Source organism: Rhizobium sp. SVR5-2C (assembly GCF_056755115.1).
Genome location: NZ_JBNDHT010000054.1, coordinates 18325 through 39530 on the forward strand (window position 1 = coordinate 18325; position 21206 = coordinate 39530).

At 61.8% G+C, this 21206-nt stretch carries 17 protein-coding genes; 5 read left to right on the forward strand and 12 right to left on the reverse strand.

Annotated elements, in window-relative coordinates:
• Position 1: 1 nt before the first annotated feature.
• From ACPYOI_RS17075 to ACPYOI_RS17100, 6 genes are all read right to left on the reverse strand, one after another.
• On the reverse strand, positions 2-2320 hold the full coding sequence (locus ACPYOI_RS17075) for a bifunctional salicylyl-CoA 5-hydroxylase/oxidoreductase (RefSeq protein ID WP_481416990.1): 2319 nt from the start codon (positions 2318-2320) through the stop codon (positions 2-4).
• A gap of 202 nt (positions 2321-2522) precedes the next feature.
• Positions 2523-3353, reverse strand: a complete 831-nt coding sequence (locus ACPYOI_RS17080) for an ATP-binding cassette domain-containing protein (RefSeq protein WP_481416989.1) — start codon at positions 3351-3353, stop codon at positions 2523-2525.
• Entirely contained in the window at positions 3346-4224 is an 879-nt protein-coding gene (locus ACPYOI_RS17085; protein ID WP_481416988.1) for an ABC transporter ATP-binding protein, read from the reverse strand. The genes ACPYOI_RS17080 and ACPYOI_RS17085 overlap by 8 nt, the downstream gene beginning before the upstream one ends.
• Positions 4221-5108, reverse strand: coding sequence for an ABC transporter permease (locus ACPYOI_RS17090; RefSeq protein WP_481416987.1), 888 nt, complete (start codon positions 5106-5108; stop codon positions 4221-4223). Before ACPYOI_RS17090 ends, ACPYOI_RS17085 begins: the two co-directional genes overlap by 4 nt.
• Positions 5101-6108: an ABC transporter permease gene (locus ACPYOI_RS17095; RefSeq protein ID WP_481416986.1), complete on the reverse strand. Its 1008-nt coding sequence runs from the start codon at positions 6106-6108 to the stop codon at positions 5101-5103. The genes ACPYOI_RS17090 and ACPYOI_RS17095 overlap by 8 nt, the downstream gene beginning before the upstream one ends.
• 135 nt (positions 6109-6243) lie before the next feature.
• Entirely contained in the window at positions 6244-7779 is a 1536-nt protein-coding gene (locus tag ACPYOI_RS17100; protein ID WP_481416985.1) for an ABC transporter substrate-binding protein, read from the reverse strand.
• A gap of 308 nt (positions 7780-8087) precedes the next feature.
• On the opposite strand from ACPYOI_RS17100, the gene ACPYOI_RS17105 reads away from it, so the two are divergent.
• From ACPYOI_RS17105 to ACPYOI_RS17115, 3 genes are all read left to right on the forward strand, one after another.
• Entirely contained in the window at positions 8088-10241 is a 2154-nt protein-coding gene (locus tag ACPYOI_RS17105) for a thiamine pyrophosphate-dependent enzyme (protein ID WP_481423113.1), read from the forward strand.
• Between the two features lie 11 nt (positions 10242-10252).
• Positions 10253-11800 (forward strand): indolepyruvate oxidoreductase subunit beta family protein, encoded by a 1548-nt coding sequence (locus tag ACPYOI_RS17110; RefSeq protein WP_481416983.1) that lies wholly within the window; start codon positions 10253-10255, stop codon positions 11798-11800.
• A gap of 172 nt (positions 11801-11972) precedes the next feature.
• Positions 11973-13286 (forward strand): MFS transporter, encoded by a 1314-nt coding sequence (locus ACPYOI_RS17115; RefSeq protein ID WP_481423114.1) that lies wholly within the window; start codon positions 11973-11975, stop codon positions 13284-13286.
• Positions 13287-13421: 135 nt separating this feature from the next.
• On the opposite strand, the gene ACPYOI_RS17120 is transcribed toward ACPYOI_RS17115, so the two are convergent.
• From ACPYOI_RS17120 to ACPYOI_RS17130, 3 genes are all read right to left on the reverse strand, one after another.
• Positions 13422-13928, reverse strand: a complete 507-nt coding sequence (locus ACPYOI_RS17120) for a MarR family winged helix-turn-helix transcriptional regulator (RefSeq protein ID WP_481416982.1) — start codon at positions 13926-13928, stop codon at positions 13422-13424.
• A gap of 19 nt (positions 13929-13947) precedes the next feature.
• The gene (locus ACPYOI_RS17125) at positions 13948-15537 is read right to left on the reverse strand and encodes a phytoene desaturase family protein (protein WP_481416981.1); all 1590 of its coding nucleotides are present in this window, start codon (positions 15535-15537) and stop codon (positions 13948-13950) included.
• Between the two features lie 114 nt (positions 15538-15651).
• A complete protein-coding gene (locus tag ACPYOI_RS17130; RefSeq protein ID WP_481416980.1) occupies positions 15652-16437 on the reverse strand; it encodes a cyclase family protein in 786 nt (261 codons plus the stop codon).
• 330 nt (positions 16438-16767) lie between these two features.
• Between ACPYOI_RS17130 and ACPYOI_RS17135 the strand changes: the two genes are divergently transcribed.
• The gene (locus ACPYOI_RS17135) at positions 16768-18339 is read left to right on the forward strand and encodes a phytoene desaturase family protein (protein WP_481423115.1); all 1572 of its coding nucleotides are present in this window, start codon (positions 16768-16770) and stop codon (positions 18337-18339) included.
• Between the two features lie 89 nt (positions 18340-18428).
• A complete protein-coding gene (locus tag ACPYOI_RS17140) occupies positions 18429-18938 on the forward strand; it encodes a MarR family winged helix-turn-helix transcriptional regulator (protein WP_481416978.1) in 510 nt (169 codons plus the stop codon).
• An 18-nt stretch (positions 18939-18956) separates the two neighbouring features.
• Here the strand turns inward: ACPYOI_RS17140 and ACPYOI_RS17145 are convergent, their stop codons facing one another.
• From ACPYOI_RS17145 to ACPYOI_RS17155, 3 genes are all read right to left on the reverse strand, one after another.
• The gene (locus tag ACPYOI_RS17145) at positions 18957-19631 is read right to left on the reverse strand and encodes an amino acid ABC transporter permease (protein WP_481416977.1); all 675 of its coding nucleotides are present in this window, start codon (positions 19629-19631) and stop codon (positions 18957-18959) included.
• Between the two features lie 78 nt (positions 19632-19709).
• Positions 19710-20507 carry an ABC transporter substrate-binding protein gene (locus tag ACPYOI_RS17150; RefSeq protein WP_481423116.1) on the reverse strand — a complete coding sequence of 266 codons (798 nt, stop codon included), beginning with the start codon at positions 20505-20507 and terminating at the stop codon, positions 19710-19712.
• A gap of 80 nt (positions 20508-20587) precedes the next feature.
• On the reverse strand, positions 20588-21206 hold a 619-nt coding region (locus tag ACPYOI_RS17155), incomplete at its 5' end, for an aminotransferase class I/II-fold pyridoxal phosphate-dependent enzyme (RefSeq protein WP_481423117.1).

A 21206-nucleotide genomic window follows, 5' to 3' on the forward strand; every position in this document is an offset into this window, starting at 1 on the left:
CCTATTTGCCGGGCGCTGCGGTTGCGGCGCGGGCGAGGTTGGCCTCGTATTGATACTTGCCGGACTGATATTGCTTCGGCCACGGTATCGCGGTCAGGCCGATCTTCGCCGCTTCATGCAACGACCATGCGGGGTCGGCAAGATGCGGGCGGGCAACGGCGCACAGGTCGGCGCGACCGGCGGCGATGATGGAGTTGGCGTGATCGGCCTCCGAGATTGCGCCGACGGCGATCGTCGGGATGCCGATCTCATTGCGAATCTTGTCGGAGAACGGGGTCTGGAAGAGGCGGCCGTAGACCGGCTGCTCTTCCTTGGACACCTGACCCGACGAACAATCGATCAGATCGGCGCCCGCATCCTTGAACATCTGCGCGAAGATCGCCGCATCCTCCGGCGTGTTGCCGCCGTCCGTCCAGTCATGACAGGAAAGGCGCACCGACATCGGCTTGTCCTCGGGCCAGACGAGGCGCATTGCGCGAAAGACCTCCAGCGGGTAGCGAGCGCGATTTTCGTGGCTGCCGCCATACTCGTCGTCGCGCAGGTTGGTGACCGGCGAGAGGAAGCTCGACAACAGATAGCCGTGGGCGCAATGCAGCTCGAGCCAGTCGGCGCCCGTCGTAGCCGCGAGTTCCGCCGCACGGACATGATCTGCCTTGACGCGATCCATATCGGCGCGATCCATCGCCTTCGGGACTTGGCTGTTCTTGAGATAAGGCACGGCGGAGGCCGAGATCAGCGGCCAGCCGCCGTCGCTGACGGGCTGGTCGATGCCGTCCCAGGCAAGCTTGGTCGAACCCTTGCGACCGGCGTGGCCGATCTGGATTCCGACCTTGGCGGGGCTGTTGGTGTGTATGAAATCGACCAGCCGGCACCATTGCGCGGCCTGCTCTTCGTTCCAGAGGCCGAGGCAACCGGGCGTGATGCGGGCGTCGGGTGAGACGCAGGTCATTTCCGCGAACACCAGGCCGGCACCGCCTAGCGCCCGAGAGCCGAGATGGACGATATGAAAGTCGTTCAGCAACCCATCCTGTGCCGAGTACATGGCCATCGGCGAGACAACGATGCGATTGACCAGCGTGGTTCCTCGCAGCTGATAGGGCGTGAACATGGGCGGCAGGCACCTGTCATTTCCGACAGCGATGCCCGATTTCTTCGCAAACCAGCGCTCGTAGCCTTCGAGCCAGGTCTTGTCGCGGAGGCGCAGGTTCTCGTGGCTGATGCGCTGCGAGCGGGTCAGCATGGAATACATGAACTGCTCCGGCTCAAGCGTATCGGCGTAGCGGCGCCCCACGACCTCGAACCACTCCATGGCGTTGCGCGCCGCATTCTGGATGCGCGCCACGTCGACGCGGCGGATCTCCTCGTAGGTTTCGAGGACCGCCGGGATCTGCTCGTTGCTGTGACCGTGAATCTGGAACTGTCTCGTCAGCTCGATCGCGTCGTCGATCGCAAGCTTGGTGCCGGAGCCGATAGCGAAATGCGCGGTATGGGCCGCATCGCCCATCAGCACGACATGCGAGTTGCCGTTGAAATGGCTCCACTTGTCGCAGATCAGGCGGTTGAAGTTCAGCCAGGCAGAGCCCCGCAGATGGCGCGAATTCGTCATTAGCGAAGCGCCTTCCAGCACCTCGGAGAACAGGTTCTCGCAAAACGCGATGGAGCTGTCCTGATCCATCTTGTCGAGACCGTGCGCCAGATAGGCCTCTTCGGTCGTCTCGATGATGAAGGTCGAGGTCTTGTCGTCGAACTTGTAGATATGCGCCTGGAACCAGCCGTGGTCCGTCTTGCGGAAGTCGAAGGTGAAGGCGTCGTAGAGCTTGTCGGTGCCGAGCCAGATGTAGCGGTTCGGCCGCGTGATCATGTCGGGCTGGAACACTTCCGGATAGTGATTGCGGACTTTCGAATTCAGCCCGTCGGAACCGATCACCAGATCGGCATCCGGGAAGTCGAGATCGGAGCTGACGTCGGTTTCGAAGATCAGCTCGACGCCGAGTTCCTCGCAGCGCTTCTGGAGGATGTTGAGCAGCTTCTTGCGGCCGATGCCGACGAAGCCGTGGCCCGACGTGCGCTGGCGGGTGTTCTTGAACCAGACCTCGATATCGTCCCAGTGATTGAAGGCGTCCTGGATTTCAGCCGCGCTTTCCGGATCCCATTCCTGCATCGCAGCCATGGTCGCATCGGAGAAGACGACGCCCCAGCCGAAGGTGTCGTAGGGGCGGTTGCGCTCGACGACGCGGATGGAATGCTCCGGATGAAGCTTCTTCATCAAAAGCCCGAAATAGAGCCCCGCGGGGCCTCCCCCGATACAGACGATGCGCATCTTCATTCCTTCCCACTCACGCCGTGTCGTGTGAGTTATTTGAAGTTTAAAATATACCGACGCAGAGCGAGGCGTCAAGCTTTAAATCCACGAAGTTCCTGCAGGCTGTGGGCTCGTGCCTACTGTTGCAGGGCAAGAGACATCCGCGTCGCTGCTGATTGCCGCCACCCACCGCCGCTCGAATCCCTGACTTGCCGAACCGTTACACCTCGGCGACCCGGTCCAGCCAGCCGGGCTCGATGCGCGGCAGAGGAATGGCGTCCAGCAAGGCGCGGGTGTAGGCGTTCTCCGGTGCCGAGAAGACGCGATCGCAGGATCCTTGCTCGACCACGCGACCGTCGCGCATCACATAGACCCTGTCACAGACCGCGCGGATCACCGACAGATCGTGGCTGATGAAGGCCATGGACAGGCCGAGATCCCGCGAGAGCTCCTTCATCAGGTTGAGGACCTGTGCCTGCGTCGAGACATCAAGCCCCGAAACGATTTCGTCGGCCAGCACGAAGTCCGGTTCAAGCAGTGCAGCGCGGGCAATGCCGACGCGCTGGCGCTGGCCGCCCGACAGCTCATGCGGATTGCGATCAAGGCAGGCGGTCGGCAACATGAAGCGCTCGAAGATCGTGGCGACCCGCCGTTCGGCGGCTTTCGCGTCGTCTGCCAGACGGTGCAGCAGCAGTGGCTCGACGAGAATGCGCCGGATCGTGTGGCGCGGATTGAGTGATGCCATCGGATCCTGAAAGATCATCTGCATGCGGCTGCGCAGCGGCCGAAGCGCAGCATCGGGCATCCGGGTGATGTCGATCCCGTCGAAATGTATGGTGCCGGCCGAGACATCGATGAGCCGGAGCATGGCACGTCCGAGCGTCGTCTTGCCTGAGCCGGATTCACCAACGATGCCGATCGTTTCACCGCGCCGGACGGCGATGTCTACGCCATGCAGCACCTTGTGGCCCCCGCCGGGTTTGCCCAGAAGCCCGCGGGTCGCGCCATAGGTGACTTCGATATCGGATGCCGTCAGCAGCTCGTCAGACATGGGGCCTCGCCTCTGTTCCGATTTCCCGCCGCAGCTGGTCGAATACAGCCTGCGGAACAGGCGTCAGCCCGGCGTCCGGCCGATCGTAGCGCGGGCTCGCCGCAAGAAGAGCCTTCGTATAGGCATGAACCGGGCGGTCGAGCACATCGGCCGTCGACCCTGCCTCGATGACCTTGCCAGCATAAAGCAGGGTCACATGATCGCAGATTTGCGCGACGACGCCGAGGTCGTGGGTCACGAAGATGACAGCCGTCCCGTGCTTGTCCTGCATTCCGCGGATCAGACGCAGGATCTGCTTCTGCACGGTCACATCGAGTGCCGTCGTCGGTTCGTCGGCAACGACGAGCTTAGGTTCGAGCGCAAAGGCGGCGGCAATCAGCACGCGCTGGCGCATGCCACCGGAAAGCTCATGCGGATAGGCCTTGAGTACACGCTCGGGATCGCTGATATGCACCTCCTCCAGGAGCGCAATCGCGCGTTCATGCGCTTGCCGCCCAGACATCCCCCGCGCCATTCTGAGGCCGTCGGTCAGCTGCGCCTCAATACGCCGGCCCGGATTGAGCGCTGTTTGCGGATCCTGCGGAATGAGCGCGATCTCGCTTCCCATGATCCGCCGCAAGGCCTTTGGAGTAAGGGTCAACAGATCGCGACCCTCGAACAGAACGGAGCCGCCAGTGACACGAACGGTGCGCGGCAGGATGCCGAGCAAGGCCTTTGCAATGGTGGATTTGCCGGCGCCGCTTTCGCCGACGAGACCCAGCACTTCGCCGCGCGTCAGAGCCAGGGATACGTCCCTGAGGATGGGAGCACCATCGTCGCGATCGGAAACAGCCGTCAGCCCGGTTATGGAGAGGAGAGGACCGGTGCTCATCGGCGCATCACCGGATCGAGGGCTCGGCGCAGGCCGTCGCCCAATTGATTGAACGCAAGGACCGTGGCGAACAATGCGATCAGAGGCGCGACCATGACCCACCAGCCCTGATAGATCATCTGCCGGCCGGCTGCGATCATGCCACCCCAGGTCGGTGTGTCCGAAGAGACGGAAAGACCGACGAAGGACAGGATTGCCTCGACGATCACCGCAATGCCCATTTCCAGGCTGACGAGCGCGATAAGGACAGGCGCGACATTGGGCAATATCTCGGAGAAGAGGATGCGAGCACGCGGAAAGCCGATGGTTTGCGCGGCGGTCACATAGTCCATCTGCGCCTGAGCTTTCGTCTCGGATCGGACAACGCGACAGAACCGCGTCCAATCGATGATGACGATGGCGGCAATGACCGAGTGAACGCCGGCGCCGAAAACAGCGACGAGAAGGATTGACAGCAGGACCGGCGGGAACGCCATCCATATGTCGACGAGGCGCGAAATGACCCGGTCCGCCCAGCCGCCGTACCAGCCGGCGACAAGGCCGAGAAAGGTACCGATCAGGGCGGCGAGCGTTGCTGCGACGAAGGCAACGAGCAGCGCGATGCGGGTGCCGAAGATCAGGCGCGAGAGCACGTCGCGGCCGAGATCGTCGGTGCCGAGATAATAACCGGGCTCGGCCCCGTCGACCCAGGCGGGCGGCAAAGTGCCGAGCATCAGATCCTGTTCGAGCGGATCTTTTGGCGCGATCCAGGGCGAGAAGATTGCAAGGGTGATGAGAATGAGGATGAAGGCGCCGCCAAGGACAACTTTTGGCTGAGCCAGAAGAGCGCGGAGCCGCCGCTGGGCTGCCGTCGGATGGACAGGGTGGGACACGATATCAACCATGGCGCAGCCTCGGATTGAACGCGGCGACGAGCAGATCGACAAGCAGGTTGACCAGAATGAACAGCACCCCGAACACCAGCACCAGCCCTTGGATCAAGGGCAGGTCGCGGTTGATGACGGCGTCAATCGCCATGTTGCCGATGCCGGGATAGGAGAAGATGCGCTCGACGATGACGGTGCCGCCGATGAGAAAGGTGAATTGGACGCCGGTCAATGCAATGGTCGGGCCGATTGCATTGCGCAGCGCCTCCTGCAGCACAAGACGAAGCTCCGATATGCCTTTCAGCCGTGCGAGCAGGATGTAGTCCTGGACCATCGCTTCAGACAATGCCGCCTTGAGGACGCGAGCGATGATCGCGGCAAGCGGCAGCCCAAGCGCCAGAACCGGCATCACCATGTGCGCGACGACATCGCCGAACACGGCAAACCGCAGCCGGACCAGGCTTTCTATGAGATAGAACGGTGTCGCGAACTGCATGTCGATCGTCGGGTCGATGCGGCCGGAAAGCGGAAACAGCGGATAGAAGACGCCGAGCACCAGGACGAGTGCCAAGGCCCAGACGAAGTCCGGAACGGCCAGAAAGAGACTGTTCAGAGCGTCGATGATTGGTTCAAGTGGGCTGTGCCGCAGCAAGGTGCCGACGACCGCTATCGCTACCCCCAATCCGACCGCCACGAAGAGGGCCGCAATGGCGAGCTCAACCGTTGCCGGCAGGCGCTCGCCAAGCAGGTCGAGAACGCTGCGTTTGAGGGATATCGAGGTGCCGAAGTCACCAGCCAGCATGGCCTTCAGCCACAGGCCGAACTGTACCGGCAGACTCGCATCCAGGCCGTAATGTGCGCGTAAGGCGGCAACATCCGCGTCGCTCGCACCCGGCGAAATCATCATGGCGATCGGATCCCCAGGGACGACACGCAACAGGACGAACACGATCAGGGCGACGCCGAACAAAGTGACGGCGGCCATGACGACGCGATTGAAGATAGAAAGCGCTATCATCAGCTCATATTTCTCGCCGGACGTCGAGTTGCCGCCAAGTTGCGGCAGCAGCGCCTGCAAAGGATGCCATTTCGGAATGCGGACGGGCTTTTCAACCCGCCCGGAGCCGGATTCATCATCCGGTTGGAAGCAGGTTTACGCCTTGGCGACCAGTATCGGCTGCAAGGCGCCCGAAACGTTCGGGGTCACCTTGAGGCTCGACTTGTAAACGATCGGCTGGGCGTATTGCAGAAGCGGGATCACGTAGCCCTCTTCGGCAATATACTTGCTGACGGCCTTCCACCCCGCAATTCGCTTTGCCTCGTCCTTTTCGCCCCAGAGCGGTCCGATCATGTTGTCTAGATCGTCGGTGTTCCAGACCGAGTGCGGCGAGGGGCCAAACATTGCAAAGCCCGTCGATGTGGTCGGATCGCCGATCGCGTTGCCCCAGTTGTAGAAGGCGGCCGGCGCCAGAGTGTCGGCAGCGCGCAGCTCGTAGTGCTTGGCGATTTCGTAAACCTCGATATCCGCCTCGATGCCGACCTTGCGCCACATGCCGACGATCGCCTGGATCATCTCGTAATCCTTGGGCTTGAAGCCTCGCGTCGTCTGGATCTTGAACTTGGCCGGCTTTGCCGACGAGTAACCGGACGCGGCGAGCAGCTTCTTCGCCTTCTCAGCATCGAAGCCGACGACGATCGACGGATCAAAGGCGTCGTACTCCGGTGCCTCCAGCGTGTCGATCGGCACGCCGTAGCCGCGCAGCAGGCGGCCAACGATCGCCTTCTTGTCGATCGCGTGATGAGCGGCCAGACGCACGTTCTTATCCAGCATCACGTCGATATTGTTGATGAAGATCATGCCGATATCGGAGATCGGTGCTGCGACGCCGGCAAGTCCAGACTTCTTCTTCAGGCGATCGAAATCCTCGTAGGGAATTTCGAGCGTGAGGTCGGAAGATCCGGATTCGATTTCAGCAACGCGGCTTGTCGTATCGGGCACGAACTTGAAGACGACCGTGTCGAAGGCCGGCTTGTCGCCGAAGTAGTTCGGGTTTGCCTTGAGGCGCAGGAAGGCGTTGCCCTCATAGGCATCGACCATGTAGGGGCCGGTGCCGATCGGCTTCTTCTCGAAGCCTTCGGCCCCGACCTTCTCATAATAGGCTTTGGGCAGGACGTAGCCGGTAAGAAACGCCATCCACTTGAAGTAGGTCGGCTCGAAGCGCAGCACATCACCGGTGATGCGCTTGCCGTCAATCTTGTAGTTGCCGGCCGTCGACCAGATGAAGGAGATCGGATTGCCACCTTTTTGGTCAGCCGCACGCGTCAGCGACCAGACGATGTCTTCCGGCGTAAACGGCGAGCCGTCGTGCCAGGTAACGCCTTCGCGGACATCCATCCAGACCTTGGTCTTGTCCTCGTTCCAGCCCCAGTCCGTCAGCAGGCCAGGTTGAAACTTCAGGTCCGGCCCTTGGCCGATATATTGGTCGAAGACCGACCGATAAATGGCCTGGATGCTCGGATTGACCGCCGATGGGCCGGTCGTGGGATCGAAGGATGGCAGATTGACGTTGAAGGCTATCGTCAGCGTGCCGTTTTCGGCAGCAGAGACGATATTTCGACCTGCGAGAATCCCAGTAATGAAAGTTGCTGCGCCGAGGCTCAATGCCTCGCGCCGAGTAAGTGTCGTCATAGTTTTCCGTTCCCCTGTTAGCGGAAGGAGGCTTTGCACCGGCCTCGGCTGCCGCTGGCAATTTATTATCGGAATGTTTCAACCTTAAAATAAGTAACGCGAACCGGCAAGCACTTTGCTGAAGCTTGAACAACCTCCCAATCATATGCCGCAGCATATATTTACGAGCGCTACTCATTGGGCGCGTCGGCGCGATCCTACAAAGGTATCAGCTAGGCAAGCATTTGCTGATTGACAGTGTTGCGTCAGCCGAAATATGCTTTTGCAAATGAATATAAAAGTAGTCCGCATGGACGAAGGGGAATGCCATGGCCGAACGCTCGTTTGCGCGTGAAGTCGAGGATCTGAAGCGGGGGGAAGGCGAAATCTTCCGCGGCGAAGGTATCCTCGCAATTACCAAAGCCCTCCTGCAATCCGGTGTATCCTATGTCGGCGGCTATCAGGGATCGCCCATCTCGCATTTGATGGACGTGCTTGCCGATGCCAAGGACGTGATGGAGGATCTGGGCGTTCATTTTGAGACCTCGGCGTCTGAAGCGGCCGCCGCCGCCATGCTTTCCGCTTCGGTGATGTATCCCCTGCGCGGAGCGGTCACCTGGAAGTCGACGGCCGGAACGAACGTCGCCTCGGATGCGCTTTCCAACCTCTCCTCCGGCGGCGTGACGGGCGGCGCTCTCATCATCATCGGCGAGGACTATGGCGAAGGCTCCTCGATCATGCAGGAGCGCAGCCATGCATATGCGATGAAGTCGCAGCTGTGGCTCCTCAATCCGCGGCCGAATCTGCCCTCGATCGTGGACGCCGTGGAAACCGGCTTCGAGCTGTCGGAAGCCTCCAATACGCCCGTCATGCTGCAGGTCGGCATTCGCAGCTGTCACATGCATGGGCAGTTCGAGGCGAAGAACAACAAGCGCCCCGAATTCACGCTGAAGCAGGCGCTCGAAAATCCGGTGCGCGACGTCAACCGCATCGTTCTGCCGCCGGCCTCCTTCCTGCACGAGAAGGAGAAGCTGGAGAAGCGCTGGCCTGCCGCCGTCGAGTTCATCAAGAGCCGTAAGCTCAATGAATATTTCGGCCCGTCGGAAGGCGAGGTCGGTATCATCCTGCTTGGCGGCGCGTACAATGGCGTCATGCGCGCGCTACAGCAGCTCGGCCTTGCCGACGTCTACGGCAATTCCTCCATCCCGCTCTATGTCCTGAACGTCGCCTATCCGCTGATCGACGACCAGGTGGCCGAGTTCTGCGCGGGCAAGAAGGCGGTGCTGATGGTCGAGGAGGGGGCGCCCGAATATATCGAGCAGTCGCTCAACACCATCCTGCGCCGCCGCGACATCCAGACCAAGGTCTCGGGCAAGGACGTGCTGCCGATGGGCGGCGAGTATACGGCGCCGGTGCTGGTCAAGGGCATTAAGACGTTTATCGAGATGCACCAGCGCCTCCTGCTCGGCAACCAGCCGCCGATACCCGATCCGACGCCTGTTCTCAACGATCCGAAGGTCAAGGCGCTTGCCGAAGTCGTGCCGCCGCGGCCGGCGGGCTTTTGCACCGGCTGTCCGGAGCGGCCGATCTTCGCGGCCATGAAGCTGGTCGAAAAGGAGCTGGGCGAACACCACGTTTCGGCCGACATCGGCTGTCATCTGTTCTCGATCCTGCCTCCCTTTAATATCGGCGGTACGACGATGGGCTATGGGCTCGGTCCAGCTTCCGCTTCCGCCTTCAATGTGGAATCGGACAAGCGCTCCATTTCGGTCATGGGCGACGGCGGCTTCTGGCACAATGGTCTGGCGACGTCGGTCGGCAACGCCGTCTTCAACAAGCAGGACGGCGTCATCCTCGTCGTCGACAATTACTATTCCGCGGCGACCGGCGGGCAGGACATCATGTCGTCGCGTGCGCTGAACCCGCGGCGCAAGACCAACAATTCCATCGTCAACGCGGTGAAGGGGATTGGTGCGACCTGGGTGCGCCAGATTGATCGTACCTATGACGTTGCGAAGATGCGGGACACGCTGCGCGAGGCGCTGACGACGAAGGAGCCGGGCCCGAAGATCATCGTCGCTTCGTCGGAATGCATGCTCAACAAGCAGCGCCGCGTGAAGCCGCAATTCGCCAAGGCGGTGAAGGACGGCAAGCGCATGGTCAAGGAGCGCTTCGGCGTCGACGAGGATGTGTGTACCGGCGATCACGCCTGTATCCGGCTTTCCGGTTGTCCGTCGCTGTCGGTCAAGCATACCGACGATCCGCTGAAGGACGATCCGGTCGCGGCGGTCGACAACACATGCGTCGGCTGCGGCAATTGCGGTGAGGTGGCGGAAGCGGCCGTCCTCTGTCCGTCGTTCTATCGCGCCGACGTCATTCATAACCCGACGGGCTGGGATCGTTTCGTTGCCCGCATGCGCAGCCGCGCCATCGGCTGGCTGCAGGCGCGCCGCCAGGCAAGCCGCATCGTCTTTGCCGATTGAGGAGCGCGACCATGAACGAGCAAGCGAGCCTCAACGAGCGCCTTTCAACCGACAAGCCGATTTCCGTCGCTATCCTCGCCATGGGCGGGCAGGGCGGCGGCGTGCTTGCCGACTGGATCGTGGCGCTTGCGGAAGAGCAGGGTTGGATGGCGCAGACGACGTCAGTCCCCGGCGTGGCTCAGCGCACCGGCGCCACCATCTACTATCTGGAAATGCTGCCGGCCCGCGACGGGCACGCACCGATCTTCTCGCTGATGCCGACGCCTGGTGATGTCGACATCGTGCTTGCCGCCGAACTGATGGAAGCCGGCCGTTCGGTGCTGCGCGGGCTCGTCACTCCGGACAAGACGACGTTGATCGCCTCCACCCATAGATCGTTTGCGGTCGGCGAGAAGGAAAAGCCCGGCGATGGCACGGCCAATCCTGTTGTCGTCACCGATGCCACCGATTTCGCCGCCAAGCGCATCATCGCCTTCGATATGGAGACGCTGGCGACCAGCAACGGCAGCGTGATTTCGGCCTCGATGTTCGGTGCGCTCGCCGGGTCCGGCGCATTGCCCTTCGGCAAGGAAGCCTTCGAGGCGACCATCCGCGCCGGCGGCAAGGGCATCGAGGCCAGCCTGAAGGCCTTCAACGCGGCCCTCGAACGCGCCTCCGGCAAGCCCAACGATTCCGTCTCCGCAACGCCGCACAAGCGTCTGGACGCACTGCCGGAAACGGCGGGGCATCCGGATCTCGACCGGCTGGTCAACCGCATTCGCGCCGAGTTTCCTGAACAGGCAAGGCCGCTGCTCTTTGCCGGCGTCAAGAAGCTCACCGATTTCCAGGATCCTGCCTATGCCGGCGAATATCTGGATCGCGTTGCTGTATTGCGCGCGCTCGACCGTAAGGCAGGCGGCGAGGCAAAGGGTTTCGCCTTTACCACGCAGGCGGCGAAATACGTGGCTGTTGCCATGGCCTATGACGACGTCATCCGCGTTGCCGACCTCAAGGTGCGTGGTTCGCGTTTCGAGCGCGTGCGCAAGGAAGTGGGCGTCAGATCGGACCAGATCCTTTATATGACGGAATACATGCATCCGCGCATGGAGGAAATCTGCGGTACGCTGCCGAAGGCGTGGGGCCTGTGGATCGAAAAGCGGCCGTCGCTGTTCAACCGGCTCGACCGCATCGTCAACAAGGGGCGGCGCGTGAAGACCGGCACGCTCTTCTGGTTCCTCGGCCTCTACGCCGTCTCCGCGCTTCGCGGCACGCGGCGTGGCACGCTCAGGCACATGCGCGAGACGGAGCACCGCGAAGCCTGGCTCGCGGCCGCAACCGGTCTCCTCGCCACCAACTACGCTCTCGCCGTCGAGGTGCTGAACAATCGCCGGCTGGTGAAGGGGTATTCCGATACCCATGCTCGCGGGCTGTCGAAATTCGACCGCGTCATGTCGGCGCTCACGATGCTGCGCGACCGCGAAGACGGCGAAGCCTGGATGCGGCGGTTGCGGCAGGCAGCACTGCTCGATGAGAGCGGCATTGCGCTCGACGGTGCGTTGAAGACGGTGGCGACGCTCTGAACCCTTTCTGCCTCGGTCTCACGCGGGTTTCTAGGTAAATAGTTTAAGCCTAAAATTATTGCTTTAAGCTTAAAATTAATATATTCATACCACCGGGGTCGCGCCTGTGAGCTGCGCCCGGCGCCGGTTCATGCATGGGAGCGGAATCGGTTTTTTCAAAGGGGGAGGTTGTATGGATAGTCTCAAGGGGGTAGGCGCAGGAGCGAAAGCCCACGGCGCAAAAGAGATTTCTCCTGGCAAAAGTCTGCTTGTGGTCCTGCTCTGCTGGGTCGCGATCTTTGCAGAAGGGTATGACGTCGGCGTTCTCGGCGCCATTCTGCCGTCGCTGGCGGCCGACACCGCCTGGAATCTGACGCCGCTACAGCTCGGCGCGATGGGCAGCTACACGCTGTTCGGCATGCTGATCGGCGGGATCGTCATTTCAACTCTCAGCGACGTTTATGGCCGCAAGCCGATGTTCCTGATGTGCCTGACACTGTTTGCCGCTTGCATGATGGTGACCGCCTTGTCGCCGACGCCAGCTTGGTTCGCGGTCAGCCGCTTCGTCGCCGGTCTCGGGCTTGGCGGCATCATTCCGGTGGCGGCCGCACTCACCATCGAATACTCGCCGTCGAGCCGAAAGAGCCTCAACTACGGCATCATGTATTCCGGCTATTCGCTGGGTATCCTCGCAGCTGCTCTCGTCGGCCGCGAGCTGGTGGCCGATCACGGCTGGCGCGCCGTCGTGCTGGTCGGTGCCGCGCCGCTCGTCTTCGTGCCGCTTCTCGCCTGGATGCTGCCGGAATCCCTGGAATACCTCGTCGGTCAGAAGCGCAATGAAGCCGCGCGCAAGCTTGCTGCCCGCCTGGGCGTCGAAGTACCGGCGGCAGTACAGAGGCCGGGTGCCAAGACCGGCTGGCGGGAAGTTCTCGGCGAGATCTTCGCGCCGCGCAACGCCTTCATGACCATCTGCTTCTGGGTGGCGCTGTTCTCCGGTCTTCTCTTGGTCTACGGCCTTGCGCAGTGGCTGCCGCAAATCATGCGCAAGAGCGGTTACGATCTCGGTGATGCCTTGCTGTTTCTGGCCGTTTTCAGCTTTACGTCGGCGATCGGCGGCATCGTGCTCGGAAAGTGGGCTGACCGCTTCGGTCCGCGGCGTACCGTCGCGCTGGCCTACATTGCCGGGGCTTTCGGTATCGCCGCCATGGCCTTCCAGAGCTCGATCTGGCTGAACTATACCTTTGTTGCCATCGCCGGTTTCGGCACGGTGTCGGCATCGCTCGTTCTGACCGGCTATCTCGCCTCGCATCTGAAGCCGTTCGTCCGCGCGGCGGGCACGGGCTGGGCCTTGAGCTTTGCCCGTATCGGCGCGCTCAGCGGACCGTTGCTCGGCGGCTATATCGCCAGCCTCAACGTCGGGCCTCAGTGGAACTTCTATGTCTTTGCGGGCGTAGCACTGGTGGCGGCACTGGCTACGCTCCTCATTCCTGCCAAAAGGGCGGACTGACCGAAAAACGAGCTCGGCTCGCCCGATAGGTCGCGCATTTGGAAAGCCGCGCGTCGAAAGATGCGCGGTTTTCACTTTGAGCCGGCTGCCGCATCCGGCCCGTTACGGTTGCAGCGCCTGCCGGCGGGACGGCCATCAGATCTCGTGCTTGCGGATATTGTGTAGCACCTTGTGCAGCGTCGAGATGAACACGCGATATTCACTTTCGTCGACGCCATCGAACATCTGCAGGAAGAGGTCGTACATGGTCGGCCAGATCTTCTCAAAGACGGCACGGCCTTCCTCGGTGATGGACACGTCGCGGACGCGCATGTCCTCGGGCCGTGGCTGGCGGCGGATGTAGCCCTGCTCTTCGAGTGAATCCAGGGTGCGGCTCATCGTCGACTGTTCTGTAACGGCAAAGACGGAGAGTTCGTTGATGGTGACGGAGGTGGACACGGCCAAGACCGCCAGCGCCCTCATCTTGGCGGTGGTGATGTCATGCTGCTTGAGCTCCTCGGCCATGTTGGCATTCCAGCGAGCCATGATCCGGTTCATGAGGTAGGGCGCGAAATGGTTGAGCCCGATTTCGCCCATGGCCGGCCGTGTTTCGTAGCCGTCCTGCTTGCGTCTCAGTACCGTGCCCGAAAAGCGCTCCGCCATGGATTCTCCTAGGTTTTCCTTATGTCAGGGAGGATGCGAGAAGGAACCCTGATCCGCCGCTAAGTCCCGGGCCGGGATGGGTCGAGGCGCCGATGTGGTACAGTCCCGAAATGTGGGTGCGGTGGTTAACAGAAGACTTGAAGGGGCGCCACAGGAAAAACTGGTCGACCCCGCAGAAGCCGCCATACGGGTCGCCGCCGACGAGGTTCATGTTCATCGCCTCGAGGTCGGCCGGCGAATACGCGCGGCGCTTGATCTTGATGCTATCGAAATTCTCGATATGGCGCGACAGCAGCGCCTCCACGCGGTCGGCGTAGCGCTCGCGCACCGTCTCGTTCCAGCGTCCGTCGGCGGGCGTTTCGATTTCGCCGGCGGCATCTCCCTTGAGAAACCGCGGCGCTTCGGGAAGCTGCAACCACAGGATCGATTTGCCCGCAGGCGCGCGGCTCGGATCGAAGGAGGCCGGCTGTCCGACGCAGACGGAAGGTTCGGCCGGCAGCAGGCTGCGCTCGCATTCGTTGCTGGCGCGCGACACGCCGTCGAGGCCGGGCGTCAGATGCAGAAGGGCAACCTTGTCAAGCTCGGGATTGGCCTTCCAGCGCGGCGGCTCGGAAAGCGCATAGTGGATCTGCATGTTGCCCTTGCCGTAACGATAGCGGGCAACGCCTTCGTTGACGGTTTCAGGCAAGGGGGTGGGCCAACCTTGCGTCAAACGTCCGTAAAGCTGGTTCGGCGTCGTCGAGCAGATGACGCCGCTCCTGGCACGCCATGTCTCGCCGTTCGCGAGGCGGACACCGCCTGCGCGATTTCCGGGGCCTGGAATGACGCGCTCGACCTCGGCGCCGGTGCGGATCTCGCCGCCCTGATCGGCGATCAGCCGCTCGAAGGCGGCGGTCAGCGACGCGGCCCCGCGCTTGGCGACCGGGCAGCCGGCCAGTTCGATGGCAAAGCCGATGACCTTCAGCATTTCCGCCGAGTAGGCGCTCTCCGGGCCAAGGCCGCAGTGCAGCACCCAAGGCGCCCAGAGCGCATGGATGTCTTCCGATTTATAGTTGGTTTCGAGATAGCCGCGGGCCGGCGCCAGCGCCTCGCCGAACCAGGCCGCAAGGTCGCGCAGGCCGCGGCCCCAGCCCTGTTTTGCAACGGTCTTCAGCGTCGTCCCGGACCAGAGCGCGCCACCGAGCAGCGCAAACAGGAACGGCGCATCCACGCCGAGCCTGTCCATGTCGCGCGCATAAGCCTTTCCGTCTCCGGGCGAAAGGGCTTCGAAGGTTGCGATGTTGCGGTTGCGGTCCTTTGAAAAGATGACGTGCGCGCCATCCGGCCTGAGCACGCCAGTCGGCAGGTCGGCATGCGCGAACTCAAGCCCACGTGCCTCCAGATCCTTGCCGAGCGCGCCGTAGGCGGGCGAAGTCAGGAACAGCACCATGGTCGTCGCCATGACGTCGTGGAGGAAGCCGGGCGCGGTGATCTCTTCCGTGCGCAGGCACCCGCCGACGTGGTCGTTGCGCTCCAGGACAAGGACCTTGCGGCCCTTCTTGCCGAGCATGGCGGCGGCGACCAGCGCGTTGATGCCGCTGCCTACGATAATATAGTCATAGTCGCTCATCGGCCGTGCGGTTCCAGTAGCGAATAACCCTTGAGATCGGGAGCGATTGAAGGGACATGCCTAGTCGCGCCAAAAGAAAGGGCCGGGGCGCTGCAGCGCCCCGGCCAAGCAAGATTACTTCGCGATCAGCGCCAGCGCACGCACCGGCGAGCCGGTGCCCTTGACGAACTTCAGCGGCGCAGCGATCAGCACGGCGCCCTTGGCAGGCAACTGGTCGAGATTGCTGAGGCTGGCAAGGCCGTAGCGATTATTCTTGTGCATCAGGTTGTGTGCCGGGAAGGGCGGGTTCATGCCCCCGGCCGAACCGGCGTCGGTGCCGATGGTTTCCTGGCCCCAGCCGATGACGCCCTTGTCGACCAAATACTGGATCGCCTCGGCGGTTGGGCCGGGCGAGTGCGGCCCGTTTTCGTCGGCGTTGAGGAAGGCTTCGGTCGAGCCGTTGCGCTTGTACCAGTCGGTGCGCAGCAGAACCCAGGTGCCAGCCTCGATCTCGCCGTGCTCGGCCTCCCACTGCTTGATGCTGTCAACAGTCAGGAGATAGTCGGCATCGGCCGCGGCTTCCTTGGAGCGGTCGATGACGTTGACCGGCGCCACGAAATTCTGCGGCGGGATGGTGTCTGTGGTGTTGTTCGGGTTGTCCTTGCCAGTGACCCAGTGGCAGGGCGCATCGAAATGCGTGCCGGTGTGCTCGCCCAGTTCCAGCCAGTTCCAGGCCCAGAACGGACCGTCCTGATCGTAGTGCGAAATGGTGTGCACCTTGACGGAAGGGGTGTTCTTGCCGAACTGCGGCGGCAGGTAGAGCACCGGCGTGTCGGGGCCGAGTGGCGCGGTAAGATCGACGACCTTCACGGCGCCGGAGATGAGTGCGGTTGCGAGGTTGGAAAGAGCGGTAGAAGACATTTTCAGGGTTCCCCTTGGCGAGATGCCAGCGCGACAGTGCAAAGGGTTTTTGAGGCTTCTTGTCTATTGCCCGCAGCGGCTGGATGAAGGGAGCCTATGTTACGAAATATGATATTGCAAGTATTTGGAGCCAGCGAAAGCGATATGCCCGGTGCATGCTCAGACGCGGCAAAGAACAAGGCAATTCTGCCTGAGGCTAGGCATCTTAGGACGTTCGACCAGATCGCCACGCCGCGACTGCTTACATCCTGGCCCGCAAACCCTTGAACAGGCTCTTCGAAGATGTATGCATGTGCGAATAAAAAAGTGCATTAAACAAGGGGTTCAAGCATGAGCTACGATGCAGTGGTGGTCGGCGCCGGTCACAATGGACTTGCAGCGGCGGTCCACCTGGCGGCGAAGGGATGGAAGGTTGCGGTGGTCGAGGCCAAGGCGGAGGCGGGCGGCGCCGTCAAGACGCGCGAGCTGACCGTTCCTGGTTTCCGCCACGATGTTGCCGCCATGAACCTCTCCATGTTTGCCGGCTCGGCCTTCTTTGCCGAACATAAGGACGCGCTGACGGCACACGGCCTTGCCTTCGTGCCGGCTGCCGATTGTTTTGCAACCGTGTTTCGCGACGATACCTTCCTTGGCGTCAGTTCCGATCTCGAAAAGACCAGTGCGGGCATTGCGGCACTTTCGCCGACGGATGCTATCGCCTGGCAGGCGATGCTTACGGAATTCGGCTCCGACGCGCCCCATATCTTCGGTCTTCTCGGGGCACCTATGCCGTCCCTGGCGGCCGCAAAGATTGTCTGGAAGGCATGGCGGCAAAAGGGAACCGGCTGGCTCTATGATACGCTGCGGCTTCTCTTTGCCTCGCCGCGCGATTTTCTCGATGCGCGGTTCAAGCACGCGAAGCTCAAGACGATGATGGCCGCCTGGGGGCTGCATCTCGACTTTCCCCCCGACGTCGCCGGTGGCGCCTTGTTTCCATACCTTGAATCGATGGCAAGCCAGGCGTTCGGCATGGTGATCGGCAAGGGCGGTGCCGACACGATCATCACAGCAATGACAAGTCTTCTCGAGGCAAAAGGCGGGGAGTTGATCCTCAACGCTCCGGTCGAAAGCATCAGAGTGTCCGGGGGGCGAGCGACCGGCGTTGTGCTGGCGGACGGGCGAACCCTGGAAGCTCAGAAGGCCGTGATCGCCAACATTCATCCCAAGATCCTGTTTGGTCGCCTCGTTGCGGCCGACGAGGCGAGCGCCGACTTTGATCGCAAGGTCGGTCAATTCCGCGCCGGGCCGGGAACGATGATGATCCACCTTGCACTCGAGGATTTGCCTGACTGGCGTGCGGGCGAGGGGCTCAAGCGCTTCGCCTATGTTCACGTTGCGCCGGACCTCGAAATGATGTCGCGCGTCTATGCCGAGGCCGCCGCCGGGCTGCTCCCGACCGAGCCCGCGCTCGTCGTCGGTCAGCCAACCGCGATCGATCCGGCCCGCGCTCCGGAGGGCAAGCATGTCCTCTGGGTGCAGGTGCGTGTTCTGCCGGCAGAATTCCACGGCGACGCCGCGGGAAAAATCACCGCCCGGAATTGGGATGATGCGAAGGAAGCCTATGCCGAGCGCGTCCTCGACATTATCGAGCGCTATGCGCCGGGGCTCCGGTCGAAGGTGCTTGGACGTGCAATATTCTCGCCAACAGACCTTGAGCGTGAGAACCCGAACCTGATCGGCGGCGACAATTTGTCGGGAAGCCATCACCTCGACCAGAACTTCATCTTCCGTCCGGTTGCCGGCTACTCGCGCTATGCCACGCCGGTGAAGTCGCTCTATATGTGCGGCGCCTCGACTTGGCCGGGCGCCGGCACGGGAGCCGGTTCCGGTTTCATGCTTGCGAAGATGCTTTCCCGGCAATAGCGGCGTTTGCCGAAAGCTATTCCTTTGACATTTCAAATATTGATGCATAGACCATCGAGACTTGTTTAGAACGGTTCGAGCGGAGTGAAATGGCAGAGGCGGACGTCGATACCGTCGACCTGGAGACGATCGTTCAGGGAGCCCATGAAAAGCAGGAGCTTCGGCTCTGGCTGCGCATGCTTTCCACGACAAAACTCATCTCGCAGGAGGTTCGCCGGCGCCTGCGAAACGAGTTCGGCGCAACCCTGCCGCAGTTCGATCTGATGGCCCAGCTTTACCGCGAGCATGGCGGGCTTCGCCTTGGCGAATTGTCCAAGCGCACGATGGTGACCAACGGCAATGTAACCGGGTTGGTGGAGCGGCTTGAGGCAGATGGCCTCGTCGTTCGCGAGACCCCGGATGACGATCGCCGCGTGACCGTGGCCAAGCTGACAGCCAAGGGGGATGACCTTTTCGCCACCATGGCCGCCGCTCACGAGAGCTGGGTGCGTGATATGATGGCCGATCTCGACCCGGCGGACGTCGCAGCCCTCTGGTCCCGGATCGGAGCTGTCAAGACTTCCGTCAGCAACCATCTTTCGGGCGCGGACTTCGACTAGCCGATACGCCGTGGCTGTTCAGCGGGTCTTTTCAGCCTGGAAGCGCTTCTCCAGCAGGCTGACCAGCCGAACCATCGGCCACAGGAATATGATATAGACCAGTGCCGCGCCGATCAGCGGCGTCGGGTTGGCATAAAGCGCCTGCGCGTCGGTTGCTTCTTTGAGCAGTTCCGGCAGCGCCACCGTCGAGGCGAGTGACGTATCCTTGAACATCGAAACGCAATTGCTGGTGGTCGGCGGAATGACGATGCGCAGCGCTTGTGGCAGAATGACCTTGCGCAGCGTTACCAGGAAGGGAATGCCGAGAGCGGCTGCCGCTTCGAACTGGCCGCGCGGGACGCTTTCGATGCCGGAGCGGAAGATTTCGGCCGAATAGGCGGCCATGACGATCGAGAAGGCAAGAACCGCGGAAGCCCAGGACGAGAGGCGGATGCCGAGGAACGGCAGCGCATAGTAGATCAGGATCAGAACCACAAGCACGGGAACCGCGCGGAAGACGTCGATGTAGATCGTCGTCAGCAGGCGCAGCGGTTTTGGCGCGTAAAGCCGGATTAGGCTCACGATCAGCCCGGCGGGAACGCCGACGGCGATGGCCAGAAGTCCGAGCAGGAGCGTGTTCCCCAGACCGCGAAGGAGTGCCGGCAGGCTGGACAGCAGGACATCGGCGTTGAAGAAGGTCTCGACCAGCGACATGAGCATTCCTTGCAAGTACAGAGTAAGGCATCACGCCGGCCAGAGGCCGGCATGACGAATTCAAACTCGGTTGCGAGCTTATGCCTTCGGGATCGGCAGTTCGGTGACTGTTGACGAACCGGCCGGTGCATCGCTGCCGAACCACTTCTTGTGGATCTTGGCGAGCGTGCCATCCTTCTTCATTTCGGTGATGGCGCCGTTGATCTTCTCGAGCAACGGGTGATCCTTGGACATCATCAGGCCGTACTGTTCGCCGGTCTTGATGCGATCCTTGACGGTAAAGCCCTTCATCTTGACGAAGAGGTACTCAATGCCCGGGATGTCGCTGATGACGGCATCGACGCGGCCAGCGCCGAGATCGAGGAACATTTCCTGCTGGGCGTTGTAGCCCTTGACGTCCCCAAAACCGTTGGCTGCGGCATTGTCCTTGACCCACTTGTCGCCAGTCGAGCCGGAGAGCACGCCGATCGTCTTGCCCTTGAGGTCGCCAAGTCCCTTGATGGTGCTATCAGCCTTGGTGGCGACACCCATGTCGGAGTCGTAGTAAGGCTGCGTGAACGACTGAGACTTCAGGCGATCCGGCGTAATGGTGATCGAGGAAATCGCTACGTCGATCCGCTTCGAAGTCGTGCCTGCAAAGAGGGCTTGGAAGCCGTAGTCGGCGATTTCCGGCTTCAGGCCGACGCGCTTGGCAGCTTCGGTGACAATATCGACCTCAAAGCCTTCGAAGGCACCGCTGTCGTTCTTGTATTCGAAAGGGGGGTTGCTCGGATAGGAACCGACGTTCAGGACATCGGCAGCATAGGCAGTGGATACTCCACCGGCAAGGCCGATGGCGGCCGCAAGGGCCAACAGGTTTCGACGGGTCAGGCTCATTTTTTATCTCCCTCTGGTTTATCGGCCTGCGCCGGGTTTTGCCGGCGCCGGTATTTCCCGTTCCGCCCTGCGGCGGAGCGTCATTTCATCGCGTCGACCATGCGATCAAGCGCAATTCTTATCTGTTCGATGTCGCGGAATACGCACATGCGCAGGAACGCTGCGGAAGAATTGCCGAAGAGATAGCCCGGCGCCAAACCGACGCGGGCCTTTTCAAGAATATCCGCACAGGCTTCGCGCGCGTCGGCGCGACCCTCAAGGGCAAAGAACGCATACATGCCACCCCGCGGCTTGTCGGGCAGGATCATGCCAGGGATTTGGCCAAGGCGCTCGTAGGCGAGATCGAGACCAGCCTTCGCCCTGCCACGGATTTCCTGCACAAGCGGTTCACCTTCGGTCAGGGCGGCAACGGCGCCAGCCTGGATCATCCCTGCCGTGCCGCTGTTCATATACTGCGTCATCGCCGCAAGCTGATCGGCAATGCCAGACGGGTGAGACAGCCAGCCGATCCGCCAGCCGGTCATCGCCCAGGCCTTGGAGAAGCTGTTGATCGAAATTACACGATCGGTATCGTCGGCGATCTGCAGGATCGAGGGCGCGACATTGCCCTCGAAATAGAGGCGGCCGTAGACTTCGTCCGATATGATCCAGATTCCGGTGCGTCGGCTGAACTCTAGGAGCGCCTGCATCTCATCCGCA